General features: G+C 41.7%; 24 protein-coding genes. 14 read left to right on the top strand and 10 right to left on the bottom strand.

Features of this window, described 5'->3' with window-relative positions:
- Positions 1-126 precede the first annotated feature (126 nt).
- From ACRD6K_RS14025 to ACRD6K_RS14015, 3 genes are read left to right on the top strand one after another with little or no spacing between them, the layout of a single operon-like run.
- Positions 127-720 (top strand): HAD-IA family hydrolase, encoded by a 594-nt coding sequence (locus ACRD6K_RS14025; protein WP_299578056.1) that lies wholly within the window; start codon positions 127-129, stop codon positions 718-720.
- A 46-nt stretch (positions 721-766) separates the two neighbouring features.
- Positions 767-1,135, top strand: a complete 369-nt coding sequence (locus ACRD6K_RS14020; RefSeq protein ID WP_299578057.1) for a CidA/LrgA family protein — start codon at positions 767-769, stop codon at positions 1,133-1,135.
- Positions 1,119-1,814, top strand: a complete 696-nt coding sequence (locus ACRD6K_RS14015; protein WP_299578058.1) for an LrgB family protein — start codon at positions 1,119-1,121, stop codon at positions 1,812-1,814. Before ACRD6K_RS14020 ends, ACRD6K_RS14015 begins: the two co-directional genes overlap by 17 nt.
- 8 nt (positions 1,815-1,822) lie before the next feature.
- On the opposite strand, the gene ACRD6K_RS14010 is transcribed toward ACRD6K_RS14015, so the two are convergent.
- Together ACRD6K_RS14010 and tsaD are read right to left on the bottom strand one after the other, a co-directional pair.
- Positions 1,823-2,791 (bottom strand): CobW family GTP-binding protein, encoded by a 969-nt coding sequence (locus ACRD6K_RS14010; RefSeq protein WP_430973733.1) that lies wholly within the window; start codon positions 2,789-2,791, stop codon positions 1,823-1,825.
- 132 nt (positions 2,792-2,923) lie between these two features.
- Positions 2,924-3,961, bottom strand: a complete 1,038-nt coding sequence (tsaD, locus tag ACRD6K_RS14005) for a tRNA (adenosine(37)-N6)-threonylcarbamoyltransferase complex transferase subunit TsaD (RefSeq protein WP_430973732.1) — start codon at positions 3,959-3,961, stop codon at positions 2,924-2,926.
- 169 nt (positions 3,962-4,130) lie between these two features.
- On the opposite strand from tsaD, the gene ACRD6K_RS14000 reads away from it, so the two are divergent.
- From ACRD6K_RS14000 to tolA, 4 genes are all read left to right on the top strand, one after another.
- On the top strand, positions 4,131-8,447 hold the full coding sequence (locus tag ACRD6K_RS14000) for a translocation/assembly module TamB domain-containing protein (RefSeq protein WP_430973771.1): 4,317 nt from the start codon (positions 4,131-4,133) through the stop codon (positions 8,445-8,447).
- Between the two features lie 149 nt (positions 8,448-8,596).
- A complete protein-coding gene (locus ACRD6K_RS13995; protein WP_430973731.1) occupies positions 8,597-9,304 on the top strand; it encodes a MotA/TolQ/ExbB proton channel family protein in 708 nt (235 codons plus the stop codon).
- A gap of 5 nt (positions 9,305-9,309) precedes the next feature.
- Positions 9,310-9,720, top strand: coding sequence for an ExbD/TolR family protein (locus tag ACRD6K_RS13990; protein WP_430973730.1), 411 nt, complete (start codon positions 9,310-9,312; stop codon positions 9,718-9,720).
- Positions 9,720-10,724 (top strand): cell envelope integrity protein TolA, encoded by a 1,005-nt coding sequence (gene tolA / locus ACRD6K_RS13985; protein WP_430973729.1) that lies wholly within the window; start codon positions 9,720-9,722, stop codon positions 10,722-10,724. The genes ACRD6K_RS13990 and tolA overlap by 1 nt, the downstream gene beginning before the upstream one ends.
- A 39-nt stretch (positions 10,725-10,763) precedes the next feature.
- Here tolA and ACRD6K_RS13980 read toward each other — a convergent pair whose 3' ends face one another.
- The 4 genes from ACRD6K_RS13980 to ACRD6K_RS13965 all read right to left on the bottom strand — a co-directional run bounded on the left by ACRD6K_RS13980 (position 10,764) and on the right by ACRD6K_RS13965 (position 13,885).
- Positions 10,764-11,513 carry a shikimate dehydrogenase family protein gene (locus ACRD6K_RS13980; protein WP_430973728.1) on the bottom strand — a complete coding sequence of 250 codons (750 nt, stop codon included), beginning with the start codon at positions 11,511-11,513 and terminating at the stop codon, positions 10,764-10,766.
- Complete coding sequence (locus tag ACRD6K_RS13975) at positions 11,510-12,445, bottom strand: polyprenyl-phosphate transporter (protein WP_299578065.1); 936 nt, start codon at positions 12,443-12,445, stop codon at positions 11,510-11,512. The genes ACRD6K_RS13980 and ACRD6K_RS13975 overlap by 4 nt, the downstream gene beginning before the upstream one ends.
- 116 nt (positions 12,446-12,561) lie before the next feature.
- Entirely contained in the window at positions 12,562-13,263 is a 702-nt protein-coding gene (locus ACRD6K_RS13970; protein ID WP_430973727.1) for a 16S rRNA (uracil(1498)-N(3))-methyltransferase, read from the bottom strand.
- Between the two features lie 127 nt (positions 13,264-13,390).
- Positions 13,391-13,885 (bottom strand): SixA phosphatase family protein, encoded by a 495-nt coding sequence (locus tag ACRD6K_RS13965; RefSeq protein ID WP_299578067.1) that lies wholly within the window; start codon positions 13,883-13,885, stop codon positions 13,391-13,393.
- A 127-nt stretch (positions 13,886-14,012) separates the two neighbouring features.
- Here ACRD6K_RS13965 and ACRD6K_RS13960 point away from each other — a divergent pair, with 127 nt between their 5' ends.
- The 3 genes from ACRD6K_RS13960 to ACRD6K_RS13950 all read left to right on the top strand — a co-directional run bounded on the left by ACRD6K_RS13960 (position 14,013) and on the right by ACRD6K_RS13950 (position 15,979).
- Positions 14,013-14,513 (top strand): metallophosphoesterase family protein, encoded by a 501-nt coding sequence (locus ACRD6K_RS13960; RefSeq protein WP_430973726.1) that lies wholly within the window; start codon positions 14,013-14,015, stop codon positions 14,511-14,513.
- A 69-nt stretch (positions 14,514-14,582) separates the two neighbouring features.
- Entirely contained in the window at positions 14,583-15,257 is a 675-nt protein-coding gene (locus ACRD6K_RS13955) for a helix-turn-helix transcriptional regulator (RefSeq protein ID WP_430973725.1), read from the top strand.
- The gene (locus ACRD6K_RS13950; RefSeq protein WP_430973724.1) at positions 15,257-15,979 is read left to right on the top strand and encodes a DUF3307 domain-containing protein; all 723 of its coding nucleotides are present in this window, start codon (positions 15,257-15,259) and stop codon (positions 15,977-15,979) included. Before ACRD6K_RS13955 ends, ACRD6K_RS13950 begins: the two co-directional genes overlap by 1 nt.
- Before the next feature lie 103 nt (positions 15,980-16,082).
- Here the strand turns inward: ACRD6K_RS13950 and prmA are convergent, their stop codons facing one another.
- The 3 genes from prmA to ACRD6K_RS13935 form a co-directional block, all read right to left on the bottom strand.
- Complete coding sequence (gene prmA / locus ACRD6K_RS13945; RefSeq protein WP_430973723.1) at positions 16,083-16,913, bottom strand: 50S ribosomal protein L11 methyltransferase; 831 nt, start codon at positions 16,911-16,913, stop codon at positions 16,083-16,085.
- 90 nt (positions 16,914-17,003) lie between these two features.
- Positions 17,004-17,762, bottom strand: coding sequence for a triose-phosphate isomerase (tpiA, locus tag ACRD6K_RS13940; RefSeq protein WP_299578072.1), 759 nt, complete (start codon positions 17,760-17,762; stop codon positions 17,004-17,006).
- 129 nt (positions 17,763-17,891) lie between these two features.
- The gene (locus ACRD6K_RS13935) at positions 17,892-18,314 is read right to left on the bottom strand and encodes a DsrE family protein (RefSeq protein ID WP_430973722.1); all 423 of its coding nucleotides are present in this window, start codon (positions 18,312-18,314) and stop codon (positions 17,892-17,894) included.
- Positions 18,315-18,529: 215 nt separating this feature from the next.
- On the opposite strand from ACRD6K_RS13935, the gene ACRD6K_RS13930 reads away from it, so the two are divergent.
- The 4 genes from ACRD6K_RS13930 (at position 18,530) to ACRD6K_RS13915 (ending at position 22,787) form a co-directional block, all read left to right on the top strand.
- The gene (locus tag ACRD6K_RS13930; protein ID WP_430973721.1) at positions 18,530-19,327 is read left to right on the top strand and encodes an amidohydrolase; all 798 of its coding nucleotides are present in this window, start codon (positions 18,530-18,532) and stop codon (positions 19,325-19,327) included.
- 287 nt (positions 19,328-19,614) lie between these two features.
- Positions 19,615-20,001: a BlaI/MecI/CopY family transcriptional regulator gene (locus ACRD6K_RS13925; protein ID WP_299578075.1), complete on the top strand. Its 387-nt coding sequence runs from the start codon at positions 19,615-19,617 to the stop codon at positions 19,999-20,001.
- Positions 19,994-21,490, top strand: coding sequence for a TonB family protein (locus ACRD6K_RS13920; protein ID WP_430973720.1), 1,497 nt, complete (start codon positions 19,994-19,996; stop codon positions 21,488-21,490). Before ACRD6K_RS13925 ends, ACRD6K_RS13920 begins: the two co-directional genes overlap by 8 nt.
- Positions 21,491-21,548: 58 nt before the next feature.
- Entirely contained in the window at positions 21,549-22,787 is a 1,239-nt protein-coding gene (locus tag ACRD6K_RS13915) for a tetratricopeptide repeat protein (RefSeq protein ID WP_430973719.1), read from the top strand.
- A gap of 2 nt (positions 22,788-22,789) precedes the next feature.
- Here the strand turns inward: ACRD6K_RS13915 and ACRD6K_RS13910 are convergent, their stop codons facing one another.
- On the bottom strand, positions 22,790-23,188 hold the full coding sequence (locus ACRD6K_RS13910; RefSeq protein ID WP_430973718.1) for a hypothetical protein: 399 nt from the start codon (positions 23,186-23,188) through the stop codon (positions 22,790-22,792).
- Positions 23,189-23,461 lie beyond the last annotated feature (273 nt).

Raw genomic sequence — 23,461 nt, 5'->3', positions numbered from 1 at the left:
AAGCTCGGTTCATACTGAAAATTAAAAGAAGTTTAAATTGCCGGTATTCCCTGCGCTAAACCAAGGGCTTTATTTTTTAGGGCGAAAAAAAGCGTAATTTCGCCGCAAACATCAAGAAAAATAGTTATGAAACTAGATAAGCACCCCGAGGCTAAAGCCTTAATTTTTGATTTGGATGGAACTTTGTCGGATTCACTTCCGGTACATATTGCCACTTGGCATAAGGTATGTGAGCACTTCAATTGCCGTTTCGATGAAAGTATGGTCGCCGAGCTAACTGGCATGCCAACCATTCAATTTGCCTACCGCATTATCAGCGATAATCAGTTGGAAGGGGTTGATCCGGAGGCACTGGTTCGCATGAAGCAAGAAATATTTTGGCAGAGCGCCGATCAGTTGCGTGCGCATGATTCAGTGGTTCAATTGGTGCATGACTATTTTGGAAAAATTCCACTGGCCGTGGGAACCGGCGCCAGCCGCAAAAGTGCCGAAATGCAATTGCAAACGCTGAAGATTATGGATAAGTTTGATGCGATTGTTACGGCTGACGATGTGACCGAGCATAAGCCGGAACCGCAGACTTTTCTGAAGTGTGCTGAGTTGATCAATGTTACGCCAGAGAAGTGTCATGTATACGAAGATGGGGTGTTGGGAATGCAGGCAGCCAAAACTGCAGGCATGTTTCTGACCGACGTTCGTCCTTTTGTTGAGAAGGTTTAAGTGAGCTTGTTCAGCTTCGGTTGGCCGCGTTTTTAATCCGCAAATAATGAAGGTATTTAAACAACTTTTAATTCTGTTGGGAATTAACTTTATGGGAGAATTGCTTTCCCATTATTTGAGTTTGCCCATTCCAGGGAGCATTACCGGCATGATTTTATTGCTCGTGCTATTGTTTGCCGGAGTAATCAAGGAAAGGCAGATTGCAGAAACTGCGGATTTTTTTCTGAAGAACATGGGGTTCTTTTTTATCCCAGCCGGAGTTGGCGTTATGGTTTCGTACCAATCGCTTGAAGGACGGTATGTTCAAACGATTGTTGCTATTTTGGCTTCAACGCTTATTGTTATGGCTTGCGCTGGCCTGGTGACCCAATTTTTAATTAAACGAAGAAAAAATCACGATGAAGTTTCTGACTGATACCCACTTGTTTGGCATTCTGCTATCGGTAGCTTCGTTTTATGGAATTAGCTACCTGAGGGACAAATTGAAAGCCACCTGGCTGAATCCGTTGATGTCTTCCATCGCTTTGATTATTGGGTTGCTACTTCTTTTCGATATTCCTTTTGAACACTTTATGGAAGGTGGTAGTGTTATCCATTCGTTTTTAGGACCGGTAACGGTGGTGCTGGCCCTGCCTTTGTACCGCAACCGAAAGTTGCTGAAAGCCCATAAATTCGCCATCATGGGAGGCATTACCGCTGGTGTTTTTGCGGCCGTGGCATCGGTTATTTTACTTGGGCGTCTGTTTCAGTTGAATGAGCTGCTTGAACGTTCCATTATGGGCCATTCGGTAACGACTCCGATTGGTATCGGAATTAGCGACAGTTTAGGAGCTAATGAAGGAATCACGGTGCTTTCGATCATGATTACCGGTATTTTTGGGGTGATCATTGCACCTTCCTTATATCGTTTGTTGCGAATAGTACATCCGGTAGCTAAAGGAATTGGCCTGGGAACTTCGGCTCATGCGTTGGGAACGACCAAAGCCATGGAAATGGGGGAGACGGAAGGAGCTATGAGTAGTCTGGCCATTGGAGTTACCGCCTTGACAACGGTATTGGTGGTCATTATTCTTCAGGTGCTGGGCTGGTATTAATTGAACGTTTATTCCTTATTTAGGTAGTGATCAAGCTCAAAACTGATCCGGTCAAAATCAATTTCCTTTCCGATAAAAACCAACCTGTTTACAGGTTTTTCGCCAGGGATAATCATGCTGCCTTCGGCATAACTGGTTGCTCCGCCAACAGATTGTACAATGGTTTTGGTAGGAGAATTCTGAGAGAATAAAATGCCTTTGATGCGATAAATCTCGCGCTGATTGATGGCCGCAAAGTAATTGAACCAGTATTTGAAGCGTTCCAAAGGAATTTCGCCCGAAAACTCATGGGTGAAAGTGGTGTACTTTTTAGATTGCACGAGGCGAAACATAAAAGGTTCTGCCATCTTCTTCTCCAGCTGTCCATGTACACTTTCAGCAAAATGATCCAGTTGAAGTTCGTTGCATTGTCCAAACTTTGTGGTCTGTATTTGGGCCGTTCGGTTCCAGGCTGTCAGGTTCTTTTTAATGTCGTCCAGTGTTGTTTCATCAACCATATCGGTTTTGTTTACAACAAGCAAGTCGCTTAAAATAACTTGCATTTGTTGTTCGCGCTCACTCATCTGTTGAATAAAATTACTGGCATCAATCAGGCACACACTGCCGGCGAGCGTGTATTTTTCTTTCAATTCCTGGTCGTCATAAAACGGTTTAATAACATTTGAAAGGTCGGCAACCCCCGTGGTTTCAATCAGTAAGTAATCAATCTCACCAGCTTTGTCAGCCAGGTCAAGCAGGGTGAGTGAAAACTCATTGGAGATGGAGCAGCAGATGCAGCCATTGCTCAGGTCAAAAATGTTTTCACAGCGCATGCCGACAATCAAATCCTGATCAATGGATTGCTGTCCAAATTCATTTTCAACCAAAGCCAGTTTCAAATGCTGGTGGTGGTGGATAATTTCGTTGATCAAGGTGGTTTTCCCGGCGCCTAAAAAGCCGGTAACCAAAACGACGGGTATTTTTGTGTGCTGTTCCAAATTTGAATGTTTAAGAATTCCGGATTGTTTGCTTCAATGCAGGAAGCAGATTGCCATACTCAAGTTAACCTGCATTGATTTAGCAGGGAGTTGAATGGGCTTTTAATTAACAAATAGGCTCGGACTAAAAATCTAGTCATTGATGCTCATACGGGCAAAGGGAACGGCATCTTGCGCGGCAAACTGTTTGTTCTGGTACTTGTAATAACCCGTAATGGCAATCATTGCTGCATTGTCCATGGTAAATGCAAATTTAGGAATGTACATGTTCCAGCCACGTTTTTGGGCTTCTGCTTTCAGTGCATTCTGCAAGCCTGAGTTGGCTGAAACACCACCGCCTACCGTAACTTCCTTAATGCCGGTTTGTTTGGCTGCTTTTACCAGTTTATCCATTAAAATGTCGATGATGGTTTTTTGCAGCGAGGCGCACAAATCAGCCTGGTTTTCTTCAATGAAGTTCTCATTTTCCTTGAGTTGATCGCGCAGGAAATACAAGAAGCTGGTTTTTAGTCCGCTAAAGCTGTAGTCGAGCTCTTTGATTCGTGGTTTGGCAAATTTGAACCGGTTCGGATCGCCGATTTTTGCCAGTTTGTCAATCAACGGACCACCCGGATAGGGCATGCCCATTACTTTGGCACATTTGTCAAAAGCTTCGCCGGCAGCATCGTCTATGGTTTGGCCAATGACTTCCATTTCCAGGTGATTTTTCACAATAATGATTTGCGAGTTTCCGCCTGATACCAGCAAATTCAGGTGCGGGAATTTGGGCTCGCGAAACTCTACTCCTTCTTCCTGTATGAAATGTGCGAGCACATGGCCTTGCAAGTGATTAATTTCAATCATTGGAATGCCGGCAGCCAGCGAAAATCCTTTGGCAAAAGAAGTACCCACCAACAGCGAGCCAAGTAAGCCCGGGCCACGGGTAAAAGCAATAGCGGAAATCTCGTCGCGGCTAATGCCTGCCTGCTTGATGGCCTGGTCAACTACGGGAACAATATTTTGCTGATGGGCCCGTGAAGCCAATTCGGGGACAACACCGCCATAAGCCTCGTGAACTTTCTGGCTGGCTATAATATTCGATAGCAAATACCCGTTCTTGATGACAGCGGCCGAGGTATCGTCGCATGATGATTCGATCCCTAAAATGATGATATCTTTTTTATTATTCATGAAAACCAATTTTCAGCGTAGATTTCAATTATTTTAACTGTTGAACCTAACGATTTACGTGGATTTTAGTTTATTTTGTTTTCTAATTTTTTAAAGCCACAAAATTATTAAAAAATCAGTCAAAATAGTCATTTGGATAGTTGGGGCATTTCTGGTCCTGATTTTGGGTGTGTATCTGGCCTTTCAGACCAGTGTGGTGCAGACTTACCTGGTACGGCAAATCGCCAACCACTTTTCGGAGCGCCTGAATACCCGAATCACTTTGGCTAGCGTGGACATTCGTTTTTTTAACCAAGTGGTTTTAAATGAATTTTTGATTGAAGATCAGCAGCAGGATACCTTGTTTTATGTGGATAAAATGGTGGCATCGATTGATGACCTGAAGATCAAACGAAAACTGATCAATCTGTCGTCCATCGAAATGAGTAAGACGAAGTTTTTTGTGTCGTTAACCGAAGATCAGTTGCCCAACTACAAGTTTATTTTTGATGCCATGCGCTCGAATAAACAACAGGATAACTGGGACTTCTTTTGTCAAAATTTTCTGTTTAATGATACTCGTTTGGGCTATTCCTATTACAAAATGGAAAAGCCTAAAACCATTGATTTATACGATATTCAATTGGATGTAAGTGATTTTGAACTGCATCACGATTCGTTATCATTCAGCATCAATAACATGAGCTTTGATGATCATAAATCCTTTCAGCTGAGTTCGCTAAGCACCCAGCTTGTTTCATCGAATCATGTTGTCAAACTTCAAAATCTGAATGTTTCCACGCCTCATTCTTCCATTGGAAATGCCGATGTTACTTTGGACCAGTCGGAGATGGGAGCGGGAAGGGACTTCTCATTTTTAAAGCTGGATGTTGATTTAAAAGAATCGGTGGTTGACTTTGTGGATGTGAGTCAATTGGTTCCTTCTTTGCGTGGAATGGATTTGAAAATTGACCTGTCGGGCCGGGTTTATGGAACCATAGCCGATTTGAAAGCAAAAGACCTGCAACTATCGATGGGCCAAAACACCCGGTTGATTTGTGATTTATACAGTAATGGTTTGCCCGACCTCGATCAAACCTATATTTTACTTGACCTTAAGAATTCAACGGCTGACTTTAAAGATCTGAGCAAAATCAAACTTCCGGATTCTATGGATGCCGATTTTTTGGAGTTTCCAGAGTTGCTTTACGATGCAGGCGTGGTGCGTTATGAGGGTAATTTTACCGGTTTCCTGAGTGATTTTGTGGCCTATGGTTCGGTGCAGTCCAACTTTGGTCAAATTAAAACCGACCTTTCTTTTGTTCCGCAAAAGGGTAACCGGCTAAAAGTAAACGGAAGCTTGCGGACTGTGAATTTTGAGCTGGGCGAATTCACTCAAATTAATCAATTTGAGCAACTGACCTTCAACGGAAAAGTTGATGGATCGTTTAATCAGGTGACGCGCGCTTTTGATGTGGCAGTGGCTGGAGTGGTGGACAGCCTGGTGTTCAATCAGTATAAATTTAAGAACCTGAGTCTGGATGGTGCGCTTCAGGATAAAAAGTTTGAAGGTAGTTTCAATATTCAGGACCCGAACCTGGATGCCAACTTTGTGGGAAAGCTTGATTTTAACAAAGACATTCCGGAGTTTGATTTTGAGATGAAGCTGGGACAGGCCAATCTGAAAGCGTTGAATATTGATCACCGGTATGAAAAATCAATGCTGTCGATGTTTTTGAATGCCAATTTTAAAGCAAACAGCATTGACAACCTCGATGGAAATATTTGGGTGGAAGAAGGGCAGTATGTGAATGAAAACGACACGTTACTGTTGAATAGTTTTAGTGTAAATACTTTTTATGAAGATTCGGCTTACCTGCAAATTCGCTCCGATTTTGCCGATGCCGAAATCACAGGAAATTACTCTTTTCGGACCATTGTTGGAAGTGTTAAAAATTTATTGCATCGCTATTTACCTTCGTCAGGCCTTGCTTTTGACGAGACTAAAAGTCTGAACCAATTTAACTTTAAAGTGATGGTGAAAGACGTTGATCCCATTACCCGAACACTGTTGCCCCAGTTGTACATTGGGCCTTCAACAATTGCCGGACGGTTTGATGATCAGCAATTACACCTGGATTTTCATGCCGATATTCCTGATATGAAGTATGGAAACCTGATTTTTAATGGTTATTCACTTCGTATCCATTCCAACGATGAACTGGAGATCAAAAGCCGCCTGGAAGAATTGATGATCAACGATAAACAGCGCATCTACAACCTGGCTTTTTTGGCCAATGCTGCTGATGATCGGCTGGATTCTAAAATAGTATGGAATAACTTCCATGAGACGACCTACAGTGGCGAATTGGAAACTCAAATTGACTTCCAGAGTACCGGTTATGACCAAACGCATGTGGAAATTGCGGTCAAGCCTTCCAATATTTACATTGCTGATACGCTATGGACCGTGCATCCTTCTGCGGTTACCATTGATTCGTCGCGCATTGCGGTGGATAACTTTCGAATCTCGAATAAGCAACAGCAACTTACCGTGGATGGGGTGGTCTCTAAAGATAAAGCCGATCGGCTAAACTTGAAGGTAAACGAAATTAACCTGGGAAATTTGAATTCGTTTGCTCAAAAGGACGTTGCAGTCCGGGGTGTTCTTAATGGTTCGGCCAGTTTGTTTGATGTTTATGAGCGGGCCATGTTGTTGTCCGATTTGAAGATTGACGATTTGAGTTTTCGAAATCATGCTATTGGCGACGTGAGTTTGGTTAGTAAGTGGGATCGGCCTTCGGAAGAATTGCAGGCTGAGCTTAGTGTGAACACGAAGAATCACCAATCGCTCTATGGTTTTGGTTCCTACAAGCCTGGAAATGATTCAATCGATTTTTCGGTGAGGTTGAATGATTTGTCATTAACTATTTTACAGCCCATTTTGCAGAACAGTTTTCAGAATGTTCGGGGCCGTGGTACGGGTGAAGTGTGGATTCACGGGACTCCCAAAAAGCTGTTGTTGGATGGTGATGTGCTGGGACTGGATGCCGGGTTGGCCGTAAAGTCGATGCAAGTCGACTATTACTTTAGCGATACGGTGAGCTTTCGTTCTGATTCAATCATTTTTGATCAAATTCAGATTAACGATTACCAAGGGAATAAAGGTGTTTTTGATGGTTCAATTCGCCATGATAATTTTCAGAATATGGATTATGACCTGGAAATTAGTTCCCCACGCTTGCTGGCCATGAATACGACCTTTAGAGATAACGAACGTTTTTATGGGAAAGCTTATGCCCGTGGGAGCTTTCAGGTTCGAGGGCATGGCAAGGATGTTCTTTTAACCTCGGCTGCCAGCTCTTTAAGCGGAACGTCGATCAATATTTCATTGGACTATGAAGAAGAGGCCCAGGAATATGATTTTATAAACTTTGTAAACAGGGAACGTATCAACATCAGTAGCCCAATTGCAAAGTCACAGAATCAAAAGTCGAATTTGCAGATGAACTTCGATTTCAATGTAACTTCCGACGCACAGGTTCAGCTTATTTACAACTCGCAAATTGGTGATGTTATCCGTTCGCGTGGAACGGGCGATTTACTGGTTCGAATTGATCCTGATTTTAATATTACCATGTTTGGTGAGTACCGGGTAGAGCAGGGCGATTACTTGTTTACGCTTCAGAATGTTATCAATAAAAAGTTTGAAATAGCCCATGGCGGAACCATTCACTGGAACGGAGACCCATATGATGCAACGATTGATCTGGAGGCCATCTACAGGCTCAAAACTTCACTAGCAGAACTTTTTGTTGATGCGGGGGGGACTGTTGACTACAACCAGCGGGTGCCGGTTACTTGCGGAATCTTTTTGACAGAAAACCTGAGTAATCCAGAGATTGCATTCGATATTAATTTTCCAACGGTTGAAGATCAAATCAAAGATCAGGTTCAGCAGTTTTTCAGCACGGATGAAGATATGAACCGGCAGATTTTATCATTGCTGGTTTTGGGGCGTTTTTACACGCCCGACCATCTCAGAGGATCGTACCAAGCCACCAACCCAAACCTGGTTGGTTCAACTGCCAGCGAACTGTTCTCCAATCAGCTGAGCAACTGGTTGTCTCAAATTAGCAATGATTTTGATATTGGGGTGAACTATCGTCCGGGTAATCAAATATCGGATGACGAAATTGAATTGGCCTTGAGCACTCAGATTTTTAACGACCGGGTGACGCTGAATGGTAACATTGGGAATAACAGCACGGCCAACGCAGCCCGTTCAAATAACAGCAATATTGTTGGTGATTTTGACTTGAATGTAAAGTTGACCAATAACGGGAAGCTGCAGTTAAAGGCGTATAATCATTCAAACGACAACTTGCTTTATGAGACATCGCCTTATACTCAGGGTATTGGTGTTTCGTACCGTGAGAACTACAATAATTTGGGCGAACTTTGGCGAAAGCTGAAGCGTTTGTTTGTCAAAAGGGACGAGGAGTAGATACGAATGGTCACCAGCGGGCCCTTCCTGAAATCTCTTGAGCGATGTTCCGACTTTAAGTCGTAACTTTGCAAATAATCATTATTTTTGAGGGGTATAATAATTGTTATTATACCTCGTTTTTTATGTGTTTCTCTAAATGAAGACTTATGTTTGGATATATTTTGTTACAAGTTTCAAATGCAGCTGGAGAAAGTGCTGAGGCACTGGCTGAAACAGTCGAACAGGATGGCATTGTGACCCGCTTTTTTGATTTAGCACTCAAAGGAGGCTGGATCATGATTCCCATTGTGGCGCTTTCGCTGATTGCTGTTTTTATTTTCTTTGATCGTTATTTTGCCGTTAAAAAAGCCGGAAAGGTTGACGACTCCTTGCTTGAGCGTGTGAAAGATTACATTTCGCAAGGGAATATTGATGCCGCCTTATCTTTGGCTCGTTCACAGGATAACCCCACAGCACGAATGATTCAGAAAGGAATTAGCCGGATTGGCCGTCCGATGTCGGATGTGAATTCTGCCATTGAAACTGTCGGAAACCTGGAAATTGCCAAGCTGGAAAAAGGATTGCCTGTTTTGGCAAGTGTTGCCGGGGGAGCTCCAATGATTGGTTTCCTGGGAACCGTAATTGGGATGATTCAGGCATTTTACGATATGGCCAATGCAGGCAGTAACATTGATGTTACTCTGCTGTCATCAGGAATTTACCAAGCCATGGTAACTACTGTTGCCGGATTAACGGTTGGTATTATTGCTTACTTCGCGTACAATATTTTGGTGGCTAGTGTTGAAAAAGTGATTTTCAAGATGGAAGCAGCAACATCCGAATTTCTTGATCTTTTAAATGAACCAGCAAAATAGGAATAATGGCCTTAAAACGAAGAAATAAAGTCGATGCCAGTTTTAGCATGTCTTCCATGACTGACATCGTATTTTTGTTGCTTATCTTTTTTATGGTGACTTCAACCTTGATTGCTCCCAATGCGTTGAAGCTGTTGTTGCCACAAAGCAACAATCAAACTGCAGCAAAGCCGATAACAACGGTTTCCATTACTGCCGATTTAAAATACCATGTCAATATTGATGGGAAAGTTAAGCGTGTTGCTTTTCATGAAATAGAACCGGCTTTGCAAAACGCTATTGGTGAAAATCCGGAGGCCTATGTTTCGCTACATGCTGACCGGACCGTGCCGATTGAACAAGTTGTAAAAGTGATGAATATTGCCAAAAGAAATAAGTATAAAATGATTTTGGCCACTTCACCCGAAGGACGTTAATGAGTTATTTTGAAAAACATAAAAAGGGATTTATCGGGACGATTGTTGTGCATACAATCGTTTTAATTTTGCTTCTGTTATTTGGTTTTTTCACCCCACTGCCATTACCCGGAGAAGAAGGAATTCTGGTGAATTTTGGAAACTCCAGTCAAGGGGCAGGCCCGAGAGAGCCGGCACCAAGCCGGAAAACTCCAGCTCCTGTTGTCAAAGAAGAAAAGAAAACGGTAACTCCTCCGGCTACAACGCCAACGCCACCTCCGTCTGCGGCCAAACAACCTGAAGCAAAAAAGGAGTTGCTAACGCAGGATTATGAGAAAACGGTAGCCTTGGAAGCGGCCAAAAAGAAGAAGGAAGAGGAGCAAAAACGGCAGCAAGAGCTGGAAAATAAGCGGAAACAGGAAGAACTGGAAAAACAACGGCAGAAAGATTTGGAAGCTCAGCGTCAAGCTGAATTGGAACGTGAGCGAAAGGAAGAGCTTGAGCGTAAACGATTGGCTGAAGAAGCTGAACGGAAGCGCAGGGAGGAAGAAGAGCGCAAAAGAATAGAAGCTGAGCAGCAAAAAATAGCAGAAATTAATAGTAGGGTGTCCAATGCTTTTGGAGCAGGAGGAGCTGGTAGCTCCGATTCAAAAAGTACCGGAGAGGGTGTTACTTTCCCCGGAGGAAACCAAGGCTCTCCGAATGGTTCGGCGAACTCAACCAACTATGGTGAGGGTGGTGGACAAGGAAACGGTATTTCATTCAGTCTGGCAGGACGTTCAGCTAAATCGTTGCCCAAACCGACCTATCCGGGAAATGAAGAAGGTGTCGTAGTGGTTCAGGTTACAGTGGATAAGTATGGAAAGGTAACTACTGCCGAGCCCGGGGCACGGGGATCAACAACCTACAATGCCCAGTTGCTGAATGCAGCCAAGCAGGCAGCCCTTAAGGCTAAATTTAATCTCGATGAGTCAGCCCCAGCCTTTCAGCAGGGAACGATTACGTATCGGTTTGTGCTGGATTAGATTTGATATCTGAAGGTTTGAGGAATTTGGAATGAATGGTTATTCATTCCAAATTTCCCAGGCTTTGATGGCTTGAAGATGCAACATCTCCAGGCCATTTTTTATGCTCGCTCCTTTAGCCTTTCCTTTCTGCAAAAACAAGGTTTCTTCCGGATTGTAAACCAAGTCGAAAAGAACATGATTTGGAGTGAGAGATTCATAAGGAATCGACGGGCAAGTATCTACTTTAGGGAAAGTTCCAAGCGGTGTTGCATTAATGATAATGAGGTGGTCCTTTATCAGTTGCTCGTCAATCTGTTCATAGTTTAATTCCTTTGCTGATAAGCTCTTTTTCGTTGTGGCTGAAAGGTATTCAATGCCATGTTTATACAGGATGAATTTGACCGCTTTAGAGGCTCCACCTGTCCCTAAAATTAGTGCTTTCCGATGCTTCTCTCCTAACAGAGGGAGGAGTGATTGTTCAAACCCATAACAATCGGTATTGAATCCTTTTAGGATTATTTTTTCGGCTTTCCGGATAATTTTAATTGTATTGACTGCACCTACAGTTGCAGCCTCTTCGTCAATTTCATCCAGAAAAGACATAACATCCTGTTTGTAGGGAATGGTGCAATTCAGTCCGGCAATGTGATCATTTTCCTGAAAAATGGAAGGAAAAAGACTGATATCATCCAGCTCGAAGTTCAGATATTCGTGATTGTTAAGGCCCTCTTTTTCAAATTTTTCGGTAAAAAAACGTTTGGAAAATGAGTGCCCCAAGCGGTAACCAATTAATCCGTAAGTTTTCATTTCTGGAGTTTTTTGGATAAACCTTCAACAACAAAGATCAACGCAAAACCGGCCACAGCAAGGCTAATGGCGCCTATTAAAAGCGGTTGGTTGCCTGTAATTACTTCGTAGTTGGTTGGTAAAATGTTCTGCTCAATTAGTGGTTTGAGCTCTCCATGACGATCGACAAAGGTTTCTACCACTTCTTTCCAGGGCCAGACTTTGTTCAAAGAGCCAATCATAAAACCGGCCAATAGTGCAATGGTCAGATCATAGTAGCGTTTGAGCAGCCAGCTAAGCAAGTTCGAAAACAGAATGATTCCGATACTGGCACCACCCAGAAAAACGGCAATAACTGGTAAATTAAAGCTTGAAACGGCCCCCAAAATAAATTTGTACATACCAAGTAAAACCAAAATGAAACTGCCTGAAATGCCTGGCAGGATCATAGCGCAGATAGCGATGGAGCCCGACAAAAAGACAAAGGTGTAGCTGGTGTGGGCTTCGGATGGTGTGATGACCGTTATTAAGTAAGCAATTACAGCACCGGTTGCCAGCGAAAGAAAAGTAGAAGCTTTCCATTGGGCAATATCTTTACCTACGTAGATTGCCGAAGCAATAATCAACCCAAAAAAGAAAGACCAGATCAGAATTGGGTGGTGGTTAAGCAGGTACTCAAGCCCTTTGGCTAATGAAAGTACACTAATGCCGATGCCAAGTACCACGGCTAGTAAAAAGTTGCCGTTTACGGCATTCCAGAAATCCTTAAATTTTCCGGTGAAGAATAATTGCAGGGTCTTAAAGTTAACAGACTTGATGGAGTTGATTAATTCCTGGTAAATTCCGGTAATAAACGCAATGGTACCTCCGGAAACCCCCGGAACCACATCAGCGGCTCCCATTCCCATTCCTTTCAGTACAATCAGAAGATATTCTTTTATTGATCGGTTCATTTTTTCCTTTTTTTTTTGATGAAAGGCAAAAATAGGTCAGGAATTATGAAAAAGAAAGACTTGATGAATATTTTAGGTGAATTTGATTTGAATCAATAAGAATTGGTAGTCTGATTTTAGGATTTTAACATATTAACCGTATGGCAGGCAACCACGGCAGCCGTTTCAGTCCGTAGCCGACTTTCTCCTAAGCTAACCGGTATGAATTGTTTGTGGATTGCTTTGGCTACTTCATCTTCGGAGAAATCGCCTTCTGGTCCGATGAGAATCAAGTTGGATCCACTCTCACTTAGCTCATCTTTTAGCTCTTTCTTATTTTGCTCGTAACAATGAGCAATAAATTTTTTCCCTTCAAAGTCAGTGTCAAGTAAAGTTTTTAAAGGAGTAAGCGGGTTTAATTTTGGAAGATAAGCTTTGAGTGACTGTTTCATGGCAGAGATAATCACCTTTTGTAAGCGCTCGTCTTTTATGACTTTTCGTTCTGAATGGTCACATAAAACCGGGGTAATTTCATCAATTCCAATTTCGGTGGCTTTTTCCAAAAACCATTCAAAACGATCGATATTTTTAGTTGGTGCAACTGCCAGGTGCAAGTAATGTGTGCGCTTATTATACTCGCTTATTTTCTTAATGATTTCAACCTGACACCTTTTGGGATGTGCATCGCTGATTTGAGCCTCAAAGAAGTTTCCTTTTCCATCAATAAGCTGGATAACATCACCGGCTGTTAACCGAAGAACGCGAACAGCATGTTTTGATTCTGTTTCATCTAAACAATAAGTAGACTCGCTGATGTCGGGCGTGTAAAAAAGCTGCATATTCAATATTTTTGGCAAAAGTAGCGAAATATTTTTTTGACAGAAAGAAGCACTATACAATTAGAATCCCCGGAGATCAATATGAAGTCCGGGGATTCTAAACCTTAAGTTTACACTGAAAGGGTGGCTATTTAAGCATTCGTGGAATAAGGTGGAAAGCCAGGTCGCCTCCGCGTGCTGAAACACCTTCCCATTCGTCAACATCAAAGTCAACACCAACTGTAGAGCATGTTGGCATATCACTATTAAATAGCTTAACCAGATTGTTGGTCAGATGATAAACCATAGGATTATGCCCAAACACAAAAACAGTTTGTATGTCATTTGGTATTTCACGCAAAAGGTCAATAAATTCTTGCGTGGTCATTCCCTCATATAAGTCTTCTTCGAGTTGGATTGAATTGAGAGGATAACGAAAATTATCAGCATATATTTTGGCTGTTTTTAAAGCTCTTTTTGCTGGGCTTGAAATAATGAGATCTGCTTTTACGCCATCACCAATTAGCTTTAAACTAATTCGGTTTGCATCACTTTTTCCGCGGTCCCGAAGTTTTCGGCTAAAATCTTCATCGTAGCCATAAGGGACTGCTTTTGCATGACGAACAATCACAACTCTTTTCATGGGGTTAGATTTTGTATGTTTAACTATAAATATTACACTTCGTTTCGATTGTAAAATCGGGATAAATAAATGATTTTACAACTAAAATAACCCTATTTTTGACGACTACACGTTAATAAAATTTGCAATGAAAAGAATCGGATTGATATCGGATACCCATGGAAAACTAAGCAAACGAGTGGTTCGTTTTTTGGAAGAGGTTGATGAAATTTGGCATGCTGGAGACATTGGTTCCGAAGAATTAGCCGATAAACTGATGGAGTTGAAGCCGCTGCGAGCAGTCTATGGAAATATTGATGGCCATGTTTTGCGTCGGATGTATCCTGAGAATCTGCGTTTTTTTTGTGAAGAAGTTGATGTGTTGATGACTCATATTGGAGGCTATCCCGGACGCTATGAACCCCGCATCAGAAAAGCAATGTACGCTAATCCTCCTCAGCTCTTTATTTCTGGGCATTCTCATATACTGAAAGTTGTTCACGATAAGAAAATCAATACGTTACATATAAATCCCGGAGCTGCAGGAAATAGTGGATTCCATAATGTTTGCACAGCAGTTCGTTTTAAGATTGATGGAAAGAATATAAGTGACCTTGAAGTGTTAGAGTTCGAACGAACGAAATTCTAGAAAATAGACTATTCGGTATATATTACTACGTTATAGTATTAATAGACTATATTTGCAAATATAGTTTAAATGTTCTATTTTAGATGTGTGGAAAAGATAGCCGTCATATCGTCAGATATAATAAATTCATCACAATTTGATGAACAAGCCTTTTTGAACACGATGCATGTTCTTGAAGAGCCTGCCGGAACCTACTTAACCAATAAAGGGGAGCCTGTTTTATCAAGTAGAGGCGATAGCTTTCAGCTAATGACTGTTGATATTCAGCATAGTTTCATGAAATCGATTTATTTAAAATCCTTTTTTAAGAAGCAACAGGTCGGATTAAAAGATGAAAGAGAAAAAGCTCCTATCGATATCCGAATATCTCTGGCTGTTGGACTTGCCAAAGAAATACCAGATCATATTGGAAAATCGATGGAAGAACCTTTTGTGCTTTCAGGACGAGCACTTGACCAGATGAAAAAAAAAAAGCAAAGCTTTATTATTTCCACAAGTCATGAAGAGTATAATAAAGAGTTTGAGTTGATTTGCTCTTTTTTAGATCATCTTTTTAATGGATGGACGCTGGCACAGGCTGAAGTAATTTATTATCTTGTTCAAGGATATAAGCAGAAGGAAATTGCAGGTATACTGAATCTTTCACAACCTTCAGTAAGTAACCGAATTCAGCTTGCCAATTGGAACCTGATTGAGAAAACGAACAGGCGGTTTCTTGAGATTGTTGAAAAAATTGACGAATAATGGTTTTATTGCTTCGATTGTTAATTGCGCATTTGTTGGCTGATTTTTTGTTTCAGCCTGGCTCTTGGGTGACGGAAAAGAATGAACGCGGAATTAAATCGGTAAAATTACTCCTGCATGTGCTTGTTGTTACTTTTCTATCGGTCGTTTTAACATTGGACTATTTTTCATGGAAAATCCCCGTTTTTATATTCGTATTTCATTATTTGATTGACCTGGGAAAGATATACTTAAAGCCAGCCAAACTCAATCATTTGCTATGGTTCTTGTTTGATCAGCTGGTTCATTTGGTGGCAATAGTGGCTGTTGTTGCAATAACAAATCATTTTTCATTTGATTGGAAAATGAAGTTTACGGAGTTAGTTACCGACCCAAACCTATTGGTTTTAATTGTAGCCTATATTTTCGTCATTTGGCCATCCATGATTATTATTAGCCTGGCAACAAAACGATGGCAAAATCAAATAAATGAAGACGTAGAACCTAGTTTATCTAATGCTGGTAAATGGATTGGTATTTTAGAGCGCGTTTTAGTTTTGACCTTTGTATTGACGGCTCAGTTTCAAGCCATAGGTTTTCTGATTGCAGCCAAATCCATTTTGCGAATTTCGGTGAAAAGTGAAGCTCATGCCCGTTTGCTTTCCGAGTATGTTTTAGTGGGAACCTTTATCAGCTTTGCCATTGCTATTTTAATCGGGCTATCTGCTCTCTCCTTTTTGTAATAAACTGCATGGCAGTAGAATGCTGAGCTTTCACTCTACTCCATGCTGTCTTTTTCAGTCTCTTTTTGTTGCAACTAAAGTCTGGCTGTATGCCCGAATCAGCTTATTTCTGGAAGGCGCAGGCAATCCAATTATTTTGTTCTTTTATTTCAACTTTTCGTAGCCCAAGCTCTGTGGCTTTTACCAGAATATCCTCTAAATCTTCGTTGTAGAATCCGCTGACAATTAAAAGTCCTTCATCATTTAAAACAGAAACGTATTTTTCAATATCCTGAAGAATGACATTCTTTTGTATGTTTGCGAGAATGACATCAAATGTTTTTTCGCCGAGCAACTGGGCATCGCCTATAAGGGCCTCGAGGTTGGAGACATTGTTTAGTCTGGAATTCTCAACAACGGCTTCGAATGACCAACTGTCGATATCAATGGCTGTAACGTTGGCTGCACCCAGCATTGATGCGTAGATCCCTAAAATTCCGGTTCCACAGCCCATGTCCAGCACCGTTTCGTTTTCCAGATTGATTTCCGAAAGGTGGCTCATCATCAGGCTGGTCGTTTCGTGGTTTCCGGTTCCAAAAGCCATGTTGGGTTCAATTACAATTTCGTATTGAGCTTGCGGGTAGTCTTTGTGAAACGGTGCCCGAATCAGTACCTGGTTGTTGATTAACAATGGCTTGAAATAGTTTTTTTCCCATTCTTCGTTCCAGTTAATGTCAGGCATTTGCTCTTCCGAAAAATTTACCTGAAACGGAAGCATTGACAGGCAAGTTTCGATTGCTTCAGTGGAAACCTTATTGATTGGGAAAAAGGCATTGACCTCTTGCTCGGTTTCATCAAAGCTCTCAAAATCAAGTTCAGACAAGTAAGCTACCAGAATTTCACGGTTGGTTTCATTGTCTGGTGTAAGTTTAAAAGTGGCTTTCGTATATTTCATCTCTTTTGTTGTCTAATTTTGTACGAAGATAAAAAAAGCCATCCGGTAAAAACCAGATGGCTCATGATTATTTTTTGTTTCGCGTGCTGACTAGTAGGCGTTGATGATAGCCAGGAAGTCTTCAGCTTTCAGCGAAGCACCACCAATCAAACCACCGTCGATGTCTGGGTTAGCAAACAGTTCGTTGGCATTTTTAGGGCTGCAGCTTCCACCGTAAAGGATTGAAGTATTTTCAGCAACTTCAGCACCAAATTTGTCGGTAATCAATCCACGGATGAAAGCCAACATTTCCTGAGCTTGTTCTGAACTGGCAGTAACACCTGTTCCAATTGCCCAGATTGGTTCGTATGCGATAATGATTTTTGAAAAATCTTCAGCTGAAAGATTGAAAACTGTTTCTTCCAATTGCGTTTTTACAAAATCGTTTTGAGTTCCTGCTTCGCGAACATCTAAAGCCTCGCCGCAGCAGTAAATAGGAGTCAATCCGTTTTCCAAAGTTAAAGCTACTTTTTTGTTCAAAATTTCGCTTGTTTCACCGTAGTACTCACGTCTTTCAGAGTGACCTAAGATTACGTATTCTGCTCCAGTTGATTTTACCATAGAAGCTGAAACTTCACCAGTGTAAGCTCCTTTTGCTTCTGCAGCACAGTTTTGAGATGCTACACCAATACGGTTCGTGTCAACAGCATCAACAACACTTGTAATATGAGTGAAGGGAGTTCCCAGAACAACAACAACATCTTTAGCACCTTCTTTAGCTACTAATTCATTTACTGCTTTGGCTAGTTCAACACCTTCCTGAACGGTTGTGTTACATTTCCAGTTACCCGCAACAACTTTTTTTCTCATGATTTTTTATTTTGTGGAATGTAAAAATTGATTCAAAAAATATCGTCTCAAAAATAGGAAAAGCAGGCAAAACCACCTAACGAATCTTTCTCCAACTTTGGAATTTAACTTTAGGTTAAACCCGCTAAGTCAGAAAGTAAGAGTATGCCAACCCTCTTTTAAATAGTTGCTTAACGGGATGCCCATGCCTTTTACATCAATGTCCATTGCTTTCAATTTATCTACAACGCCATACATGTCAGCACAATAGTAGCATGCTTCAATTTTTACGCCTGATTGCTGCATGGTTTTGATGTAGTCTTGAAGCATCTTGTTTTCGGTTAGTAGTTTGGCAGAAGGGCCCCAGACAATCAATACAACTTCGTCAAACCATCCTTGTTTTTTGGCATTGTTGGTATACATGAAGCACACTTTTTCAGCAACTTCCGGATCGCCGCTGGTCCATAGCACTGCCAGCTTATTGCTGTTATCGTCAATTGTTTCGAGTTTGGTTGCAAAACTGTTGCCAGAAAGCGTCAGAACAGTGATTAGTACAAGTAAATAACTTTTCATGATTGCTTAATTTTGTGGGTTTCAGCTTAATTTAGAACTAATGTATGGAAAATCAAAATCAGGTAGGATAGGGAGGTTTGTCGTAGTCCTATTTTGTGCGGAATTTTGGTTGTGAGTCTTAATTTGGAGCTATGATAAACATATTTTGTTGGCTACGCACTTCAAACTTTTTATGAGTAACTTTACCCACTTGCACGTAAAATGAATTGAGAGGCATGGAAATGGTTGAAAACGATTTGAATATTACCCTGGTACAATGCGATTTGTTTTGGGAGCAACCCGCTGAAAACCGGAAACATCTGACTCGCTTGCTGCATGATTTGCCGGAGAATACGGATTTGGTGGTTTTCCCAGAGATGTTTGCCACCGGGTTTAGCATGCAGGTTGTGCAATGGGCCGAGCCAATGGATGGAGAAACCATTGCCTGGATGAAGGAATTGGCAATTGCCAGGCAGGCATCGATAGCCGGAAGCTTGATGATTCATGAGGGTGGTTCGTTTTTTAACCGGTTTGTTTTTGCACATCCTGATGGAAGAGTCGACTATTACGACAAGCGGCATCTTTTTTCGATGGGAGAGGAGCATGTTCATTTTACGGCAGGGCAAAACCGAAAACTGATTCAAATCAAATCTTTTCGAATTCTGCCTCAGGTTTGTTACGATTTGCGTTTTCCGGTATTTAGCCGCAACCGGCAGGACTACGATTTGTTAATCAATACGGCCAACTGGCCCGCTCCCCGCCGCGAAGTATGGCAAACGCTGCTAAAAGCCCGGGCCATTGAAAACCAAGCGTATGTTGCCGGCGTGAATCGAATTGGTCGCGATGCCAAAGGCATCAACTATAAGGGCGATAGCTGCCTGGTGGACGCAAAAGGAAAAATCATGTTGATTGCAGAAGAGAATAAAGAGCAGCTGCTTCATGCTAAACTCTCTAAAAGTTCGCTGGAGCGCTTTCGGAAAAATTTTCCAGTACTACCTGATGCCGATGATTTTCAATTAAATTCAGAGTCGTAAATTGCAGGTAATTAAAGGAATATGCTTTTAATAGACAATTTACATTCGCCATCAACTATGAATTTAGTTTGAAAACTAAGAAATTAGTTGTAGGTTTGAGTTGGAATTCCAAATCAGTATTCATTTAAACTCAATTGTATGAAAGCAAAAAACGAATTAACAAGCAAAGAGCCTTTTCCCTAGCGCATTTTTTTTAACCAATAAAACTAAGAGTTTAGTTTATGAACTATATTTCTAGTTTTGTGGCTTGATTTTTGTTATTGATTCAACCTATAAAAATTGACCCCATGAAAGAATTGACCAAAGCCGAAGAACAAGTGATGCAACTACTCTGGAAAAAGGAGAAAGCCTTTGTAAAGGAGTTGATTGAGCAGATGCCCGAGCCAAAACCCGCGTACAACACAGTTTCAACCATTGTTCGCATATTGGAGAAAAAGGGCTTTGTAGGTTACGAGGCTTTTGGAAAGACTCACCGGTACTTCCCACTCATCAGCAAAAAGGAGTATACCCGAAAATACATGAAAACCTTTATGAAAGGCTATTTCAGTAATTCCTTTAAGGAAATGGTTTCCTTTTTTGCCCGCGAAGACAATATGAGTATTGCCGAGTTGGAAGAGCTCATGAAAGAAGTTGGAAAAGATTTGGAAAACGAAAAAGGTAAAAACGATGAATAGTTTTATTAACTACATTCTGGAGTCGGGGATTAGCCTAGGAGCTTTATCTCTTATCTACTTTGTGTTTTTGCGGCATGAAACGTTTTTCAAAACCAACCGCTTGTTTCTGCTTTTTGCCGTTGTATTTTCCAGCTTGCTGCCTTTGCTGCATTTCAAAATCTATGGTTCAGGCGGAGTGGTGGCCTTGGAAAATTCCGGAGCCACCAACATGTTGGAAGCCATTACGGTTAGCAGTTCTGCTGTTTCCAATTCTTTGATTGGCTGGATTTCAGCCAGTCAGGTAATTATTGGAGGCTATTTTACGATAGCTGGTTTGATGGCTTTGGTGGTTGCCTGGCGCATTTACCAGCTGGTTCGGGTGATTCGGCAAGGAGAGCTCGTTTCCAAACATGGAATCAATTACGTTTATATCGATGACAATTCAAGCCCGTATTCCTTCCTCGATTATTTGTTTGTGAGCCGAAACCTGGAAACGAAACCCGGGTGGGAGAAGATGCTTGCACACGAATGCGAACATATTCGCCAGGGACACACGGTGGATATCTTAATACTTGAACTGATCAGTATTATTCAATGGTTCAATCCATTCTTCTGGTTGCTTCGGAGAGTGATCAAGGAAAACCATGAGTATATGGCTGACCAGGCAGTATTAAATAAAGGAGTGGCTATAAATCATTACAAGGAAATATTAGTCACCCAGTTTATTGGCGAACAATTTTCGATTGCCAATAATTTCAATTCTTCCTTAATCAAATCAAGACTAAAAATGATGACAAAAATAAAATCTTCCAAGAAAGCGAATTTCCGCTATTTAATCGGATTGATGACGGCCATAACGCTGGTGTTGGTTTTTGCCTGCGAAAACAAAGAGACAGCATTGGTTGAACCTGAAAGCGATTTTGAACTGCGGTCGGCAACGAGCGAACAGCCTTTAATCATAATTGACGGAGAACTGGCAGGTAAAGAAGCAATGGATCGGCTGGACCCGAAAGATATTACCAGTGTGAATGTCGTTAAGCAAGCTGATGATGTCTATATCCAAAAGTATGGCGACTTGGCCAAAAACGGGGTGATTGAAATTACCTTGAAATCCGGGGCAATGGATGCTCAAAATACCGATGTAGATGACGTTGTTGTTGTGGCGTATGGTAATTCGTCGCCTGAATCGTCTGATCCTGTTTTCCATGTGGTTGATGAAATGCCTGAATTCCCGGGTGGAGAATTGGCCTTGCGCAAGTTTATTGCGAGGAATATTAAGTATCCTGTTTCAGCGAAGGAAAATGGCGTTCAGGGCAAGGTTTATGTAACTTTTGTGGTCGAAAAAGATGGTTCGGTTGGCCGCACCAAAATTGCAAGAGGTGTTGATACCGCACTGGACTATGAAGCTTTACGCGTGATTAACCAATCACCCAAATGGACCCCTGGAAAGCACAAAGGGGAGCTCGTTGCTGTGTCGTTTACGGTGCCCATTAATTTTGTTTTAGAATAAGTGATTAAAGGGACTTTGGCATGCCGGGGTCCCTGTTTTTTTTCATACCGAATAAGCCATGTTCAGAAAATCAGTCTTCCTGTTGCTTTTGCTACTCCCTTTTTTCGGGAAAGCTCAAAAAATCGATATCCTCTTGTTGAATCAGAAGTATCCTCAGGCTTTGGAAACTATTGACGCTGCCTTGAGTGAAAAGCCAACTGCCGAGCTGTACTTTAAGAAAAGTATGGTGCATCAGCGGCTGATGGATTACCCGGCAGCTTTAGCTGATTTAAATGCGGCCCTGAAACTTGACTCACTCAACGTAACTTATCTTCGGGGACGGGCAGACCTTTTTCAGGCCATGGGAAACAATACAAGGGCGGTGACTGATTTTCAGAAAGCCTTGACGATTGCTCCCGATGATTTGTTGTTGAAATACGAATTGGGTAAAGCCTTCTTGTTTCTGAACGATTATAGCCAAGCGTTTCAAACGTTCGAAGAAATTCAGGCGGTTGATTCAACCAATGTGATGTTTAATAAATACAGTGCTTTAGCGGCCTCTAAAGCTGGCCGAAAGAAGCGGGCCATGCATCTGTACGAGAAGTATCTGATTCAGAATCCGGATGATCTGAGTGCGTACTTAAATCTGGCTGCTATTTATGAGAAGGCAAATCAGCCAAACAAGTGTATGAATCTTTTGGCGATGGCACATTATCGCTTTCCGGATAGTCGGGCTATTCATTTAAAACGGGCGAATACCGCTTTTGTCAATAAAAAGTACCCCATTGCACAGCACGTTTATCAATCGTTTATGGCCCGGCACGATACCACTCTGTCCGTTTACCTGAACTATGGTATTTGTCTTTACCATAACAAGCACACGGAGCATGCCTTAGAAGTTCTGGAGGCTTGCTATGCGGAAAGCCCCAGCGATGTTTACATCAATTTTTATTTAGGAGTTGCTCATAAACGGCTGGATCATTATGAGCTGGCGGCAAATTACCTTGATTTTGCCATATTCATTTCCATTCCTGAATTTCATCCGGAAATGTATCATCATTTAGCACAGGTGTATGGTTCGCAGCGTGAGTTTGAGAAGTCGATTGCCTGTTATGAAAGAGCGTATGAGTTGGACTCTCGAAAAGTAGAGGTCTTGTTTGAAATAGCAACCACCTACGAAGAATTCAATTTTAACAAAACACTGGCATTAAATTACTACCAGTCGTATTTGAAAGAAGCGGGTGAGGAGGCTGAGAATGCCTATTACGCGCTGGATCGGATCAAACGGATCAAGGAAGACCTTTTCTTTGAAAAGTAGTTTTACGCGTCAGCCAGCAATTGAATGGCTTCCTGCTTCAGAACAGTGGGCAATTGAATTTTCCGGCGTTCGATGCTGAGCAGCCATTTGCGAATATCTTCACTGTCGAGGGTGTAAAGTACATCGCGAAACTCATCGATTTGATCATCCTGATAAGCATTGGAATCAATTCCCTGAAAACGATCCAGTTCTTCATCCTCGTAGTATACGATTTCATCCGGGTTCTTCAGCATCTCCTCAAAATCGCACACCTCATGCGCGCCACAGCAATCCAAGGCGACGTTCACATTTTCTTTCTCTTCCTCGTTCCGGGCATTCTTTTTTCCGAAGTGATTAGAAAGCCAGGTGCCCCCGATCAATAGAATAAACAAGGCGGCAATAATTCCAACTAAAACCAGCATAAGCTATATATCTCAATAAGTCTCTTTTTCTAAAATAAAAAAGAGGGTCGGCATTCAACGCTCTTTTCAGCAGACAAAGTTAATACGAAAAACAGAACCTGATGTGCCTGTGAGGGATTTCTAACAATGGCTTAACTTTAAGCTCAAACCAGACTGTAAGGAACACTTTGTATTTAACAGAAATACGACTGTCAGTTTTGTTGGTGATCGGTTTGTTTGCCACATTTCTTCGGCGCAGAATAAGGCATCCCGCCAAAAAACAATTATCTTCGC

The sequence above is a fragment of the Sunxiuqinia rutila genome (genome assembly GCF_050589705.1).
GTDB lineage: Bacteria > Bacteroidota > Bacteroidia > Bacteroidales > Prolixibacteraceae > Sunxiuqinia > Sunxiuqinia rutila.
This window is presented reverse-complemented; position numbering and strand designations above follow the sequence as displayed.

Excerpts from the sequence above, each read along its gene's own strand:
- ACRD6K_RS13910 (WP_430973718.1), bottom strand. The coding sequence starts at position 23,188 with ATGCTGGTTTTAGTTGGAATTATTGCCGCCTTGTTTATTCTATTGATC.
- ACRD6K_RS14025 (WP_299578056.1), top strand. The coding sequence starts at position 127 with ATGAAACTAGATAAGCACCCCGAGGCTAAAGCCTTAATTTTTGATTTG.
- ACRD6K_RS13930 (WP_430973721.1), top strand. The coding sequence starts at position 18,530 with ATGGAAATGGTTGAAAACGATTTGAATATTACCCTGGTACAATGCGAT.
- tpiA (WP_299578072.1), bottom strand. The coding sequence starts at position 17,762 with ATGAGAAAAAAAGTTGTTGCGGGTAACTGGAAATGTAACACAACCGTT.
- ACRD6K_RS13980 (WP_430973728.1), bottom strand. The coding sequence starts at position 11,513 with ATGAAAACTTACGGATTAATTGGTTACCGCTTGGGGCACTCATTTTCC.
- tolA (WP_430973729.1), top strand. The coding sequence starts at position 9,720 with ATGAGTTATTTTGAAAAACATAAAAAGGGATTTATCGGGACGATTGTT.
- ACRD6K_RS13975 (WP_299578065.1), bottom strand. The coding sequence starts at position 12,445 with ATGAACCGATCAATAAAAGAATATCTTCTGATTGTACTGAAAGGAATG.
- ACRD6K_RS13950 (WP_430973724.1), top strand. The coding sequence starts at position 15,257 with ATGGTTTTATTGCTTCGATTGTTAATTGCGCATTTGTTGGCTGATTTT.
- ACRD6K_RS13965 (WP_299578067.1), bottom strand. The coding sequence starts at position 13,885 with ATGAAAAGAGTTGTGATTGTTCGTCATGCAAAAGCAGTCCCTTATGGC.
- ACRD6K_RS13955 (WP_430973725.1), top strand. The coding sequence starts at position 14,583 with ATGTTCTATTTTAGATGTGTGGAAAAGATAGCCGTCATATCGTCAGAT.
- ACRD6K_RS13995 (WP_430973731.1), top strand. The coding sequence starts at position 8,597 with ATGTTTGGATATATTTTGTTACAAGTTTCAAATGCAGCTGGAGAAAGT.
- ACRD6K_RS13915 (WP_430973719.1), top strand. The coding sequence starts at position 21,549 with ATGTTCAGAAAATCAGTCTTCCTGTTGCTTTTGCTACTCCCTTTTTTC.
- ACRD6K_RS13960 (WP_430973726.1), top strand. The coding sequence starts at position 14,013 with ATGAAAAGAATCGGATTGATATCGGATACCCATGGAAAACTAAGCAAA.
- ACRD6K_RS13920 (WP_430973720.1), top strand. The coding sequence starts at position 19,994 with ATGAATAGTTTTATTAACTACATTCTGGAGTCGGGGATTAGCCTAGGA.
- ACRD6K_RS13935 (WP_430973722.1), bottom strand. The coding sequence starts at position 18,314 with ATGAAAAGTTATTTACTTGTACTAATCACTGTTCTGACGCTTTCTGGC.
- ACRD6K_RS14020 (WP_299578057.1), top strand. The coding sequence starts at position 767 with ATGAAGGTATTTAAACAACTTTTAATTCTGTTGGGAATTAACTTTATG.
- ACRD6K_RS13970 (WP_430973727.1), bottom strand. The coding sequence starts at position 13,263 with ATGCAGCTTTTTTACACGCCCGACATCAGCGAGTCTACTTATTGTTTA.
- ACRD6K_RS14015 (WP_299578058.1), top strand. The coding sequence starts at position 1,119 with ATGAAGTTTCTGACTGATACCCACTTGTTTGGCATTCTGCTATCGGTA.
- tsaD (WP_430973732.1), bottom strand. The coding sequence starts at position 3,961 with ATGAATAATAAAAAAGATATCATCATTTTAGGGATCGAATCATCATGC.
- prmA (WP_430973723.1), bottom strand. The coding sequence starts at position 16,913 with ATGAAATATACGAAAGCCACTTTTAAACTTACACCAGACAATGAAACC.
- ACRD6K_RS13925 (WP_299578075.1), top strand. The coding sequence starts at position 19,615 with ATGAAAGAATTGACCAAAGCCGAAGAACAAGTGATGCAACTACTCTGG.
- ACRD6K_RS13990 (WP_430973730.1), top strand. The coding sequence starts at position 9,310 with ATGGCCTTAAAACGAAGAAATAAAGTCGATGCCAGTTTTAGCATGTCT.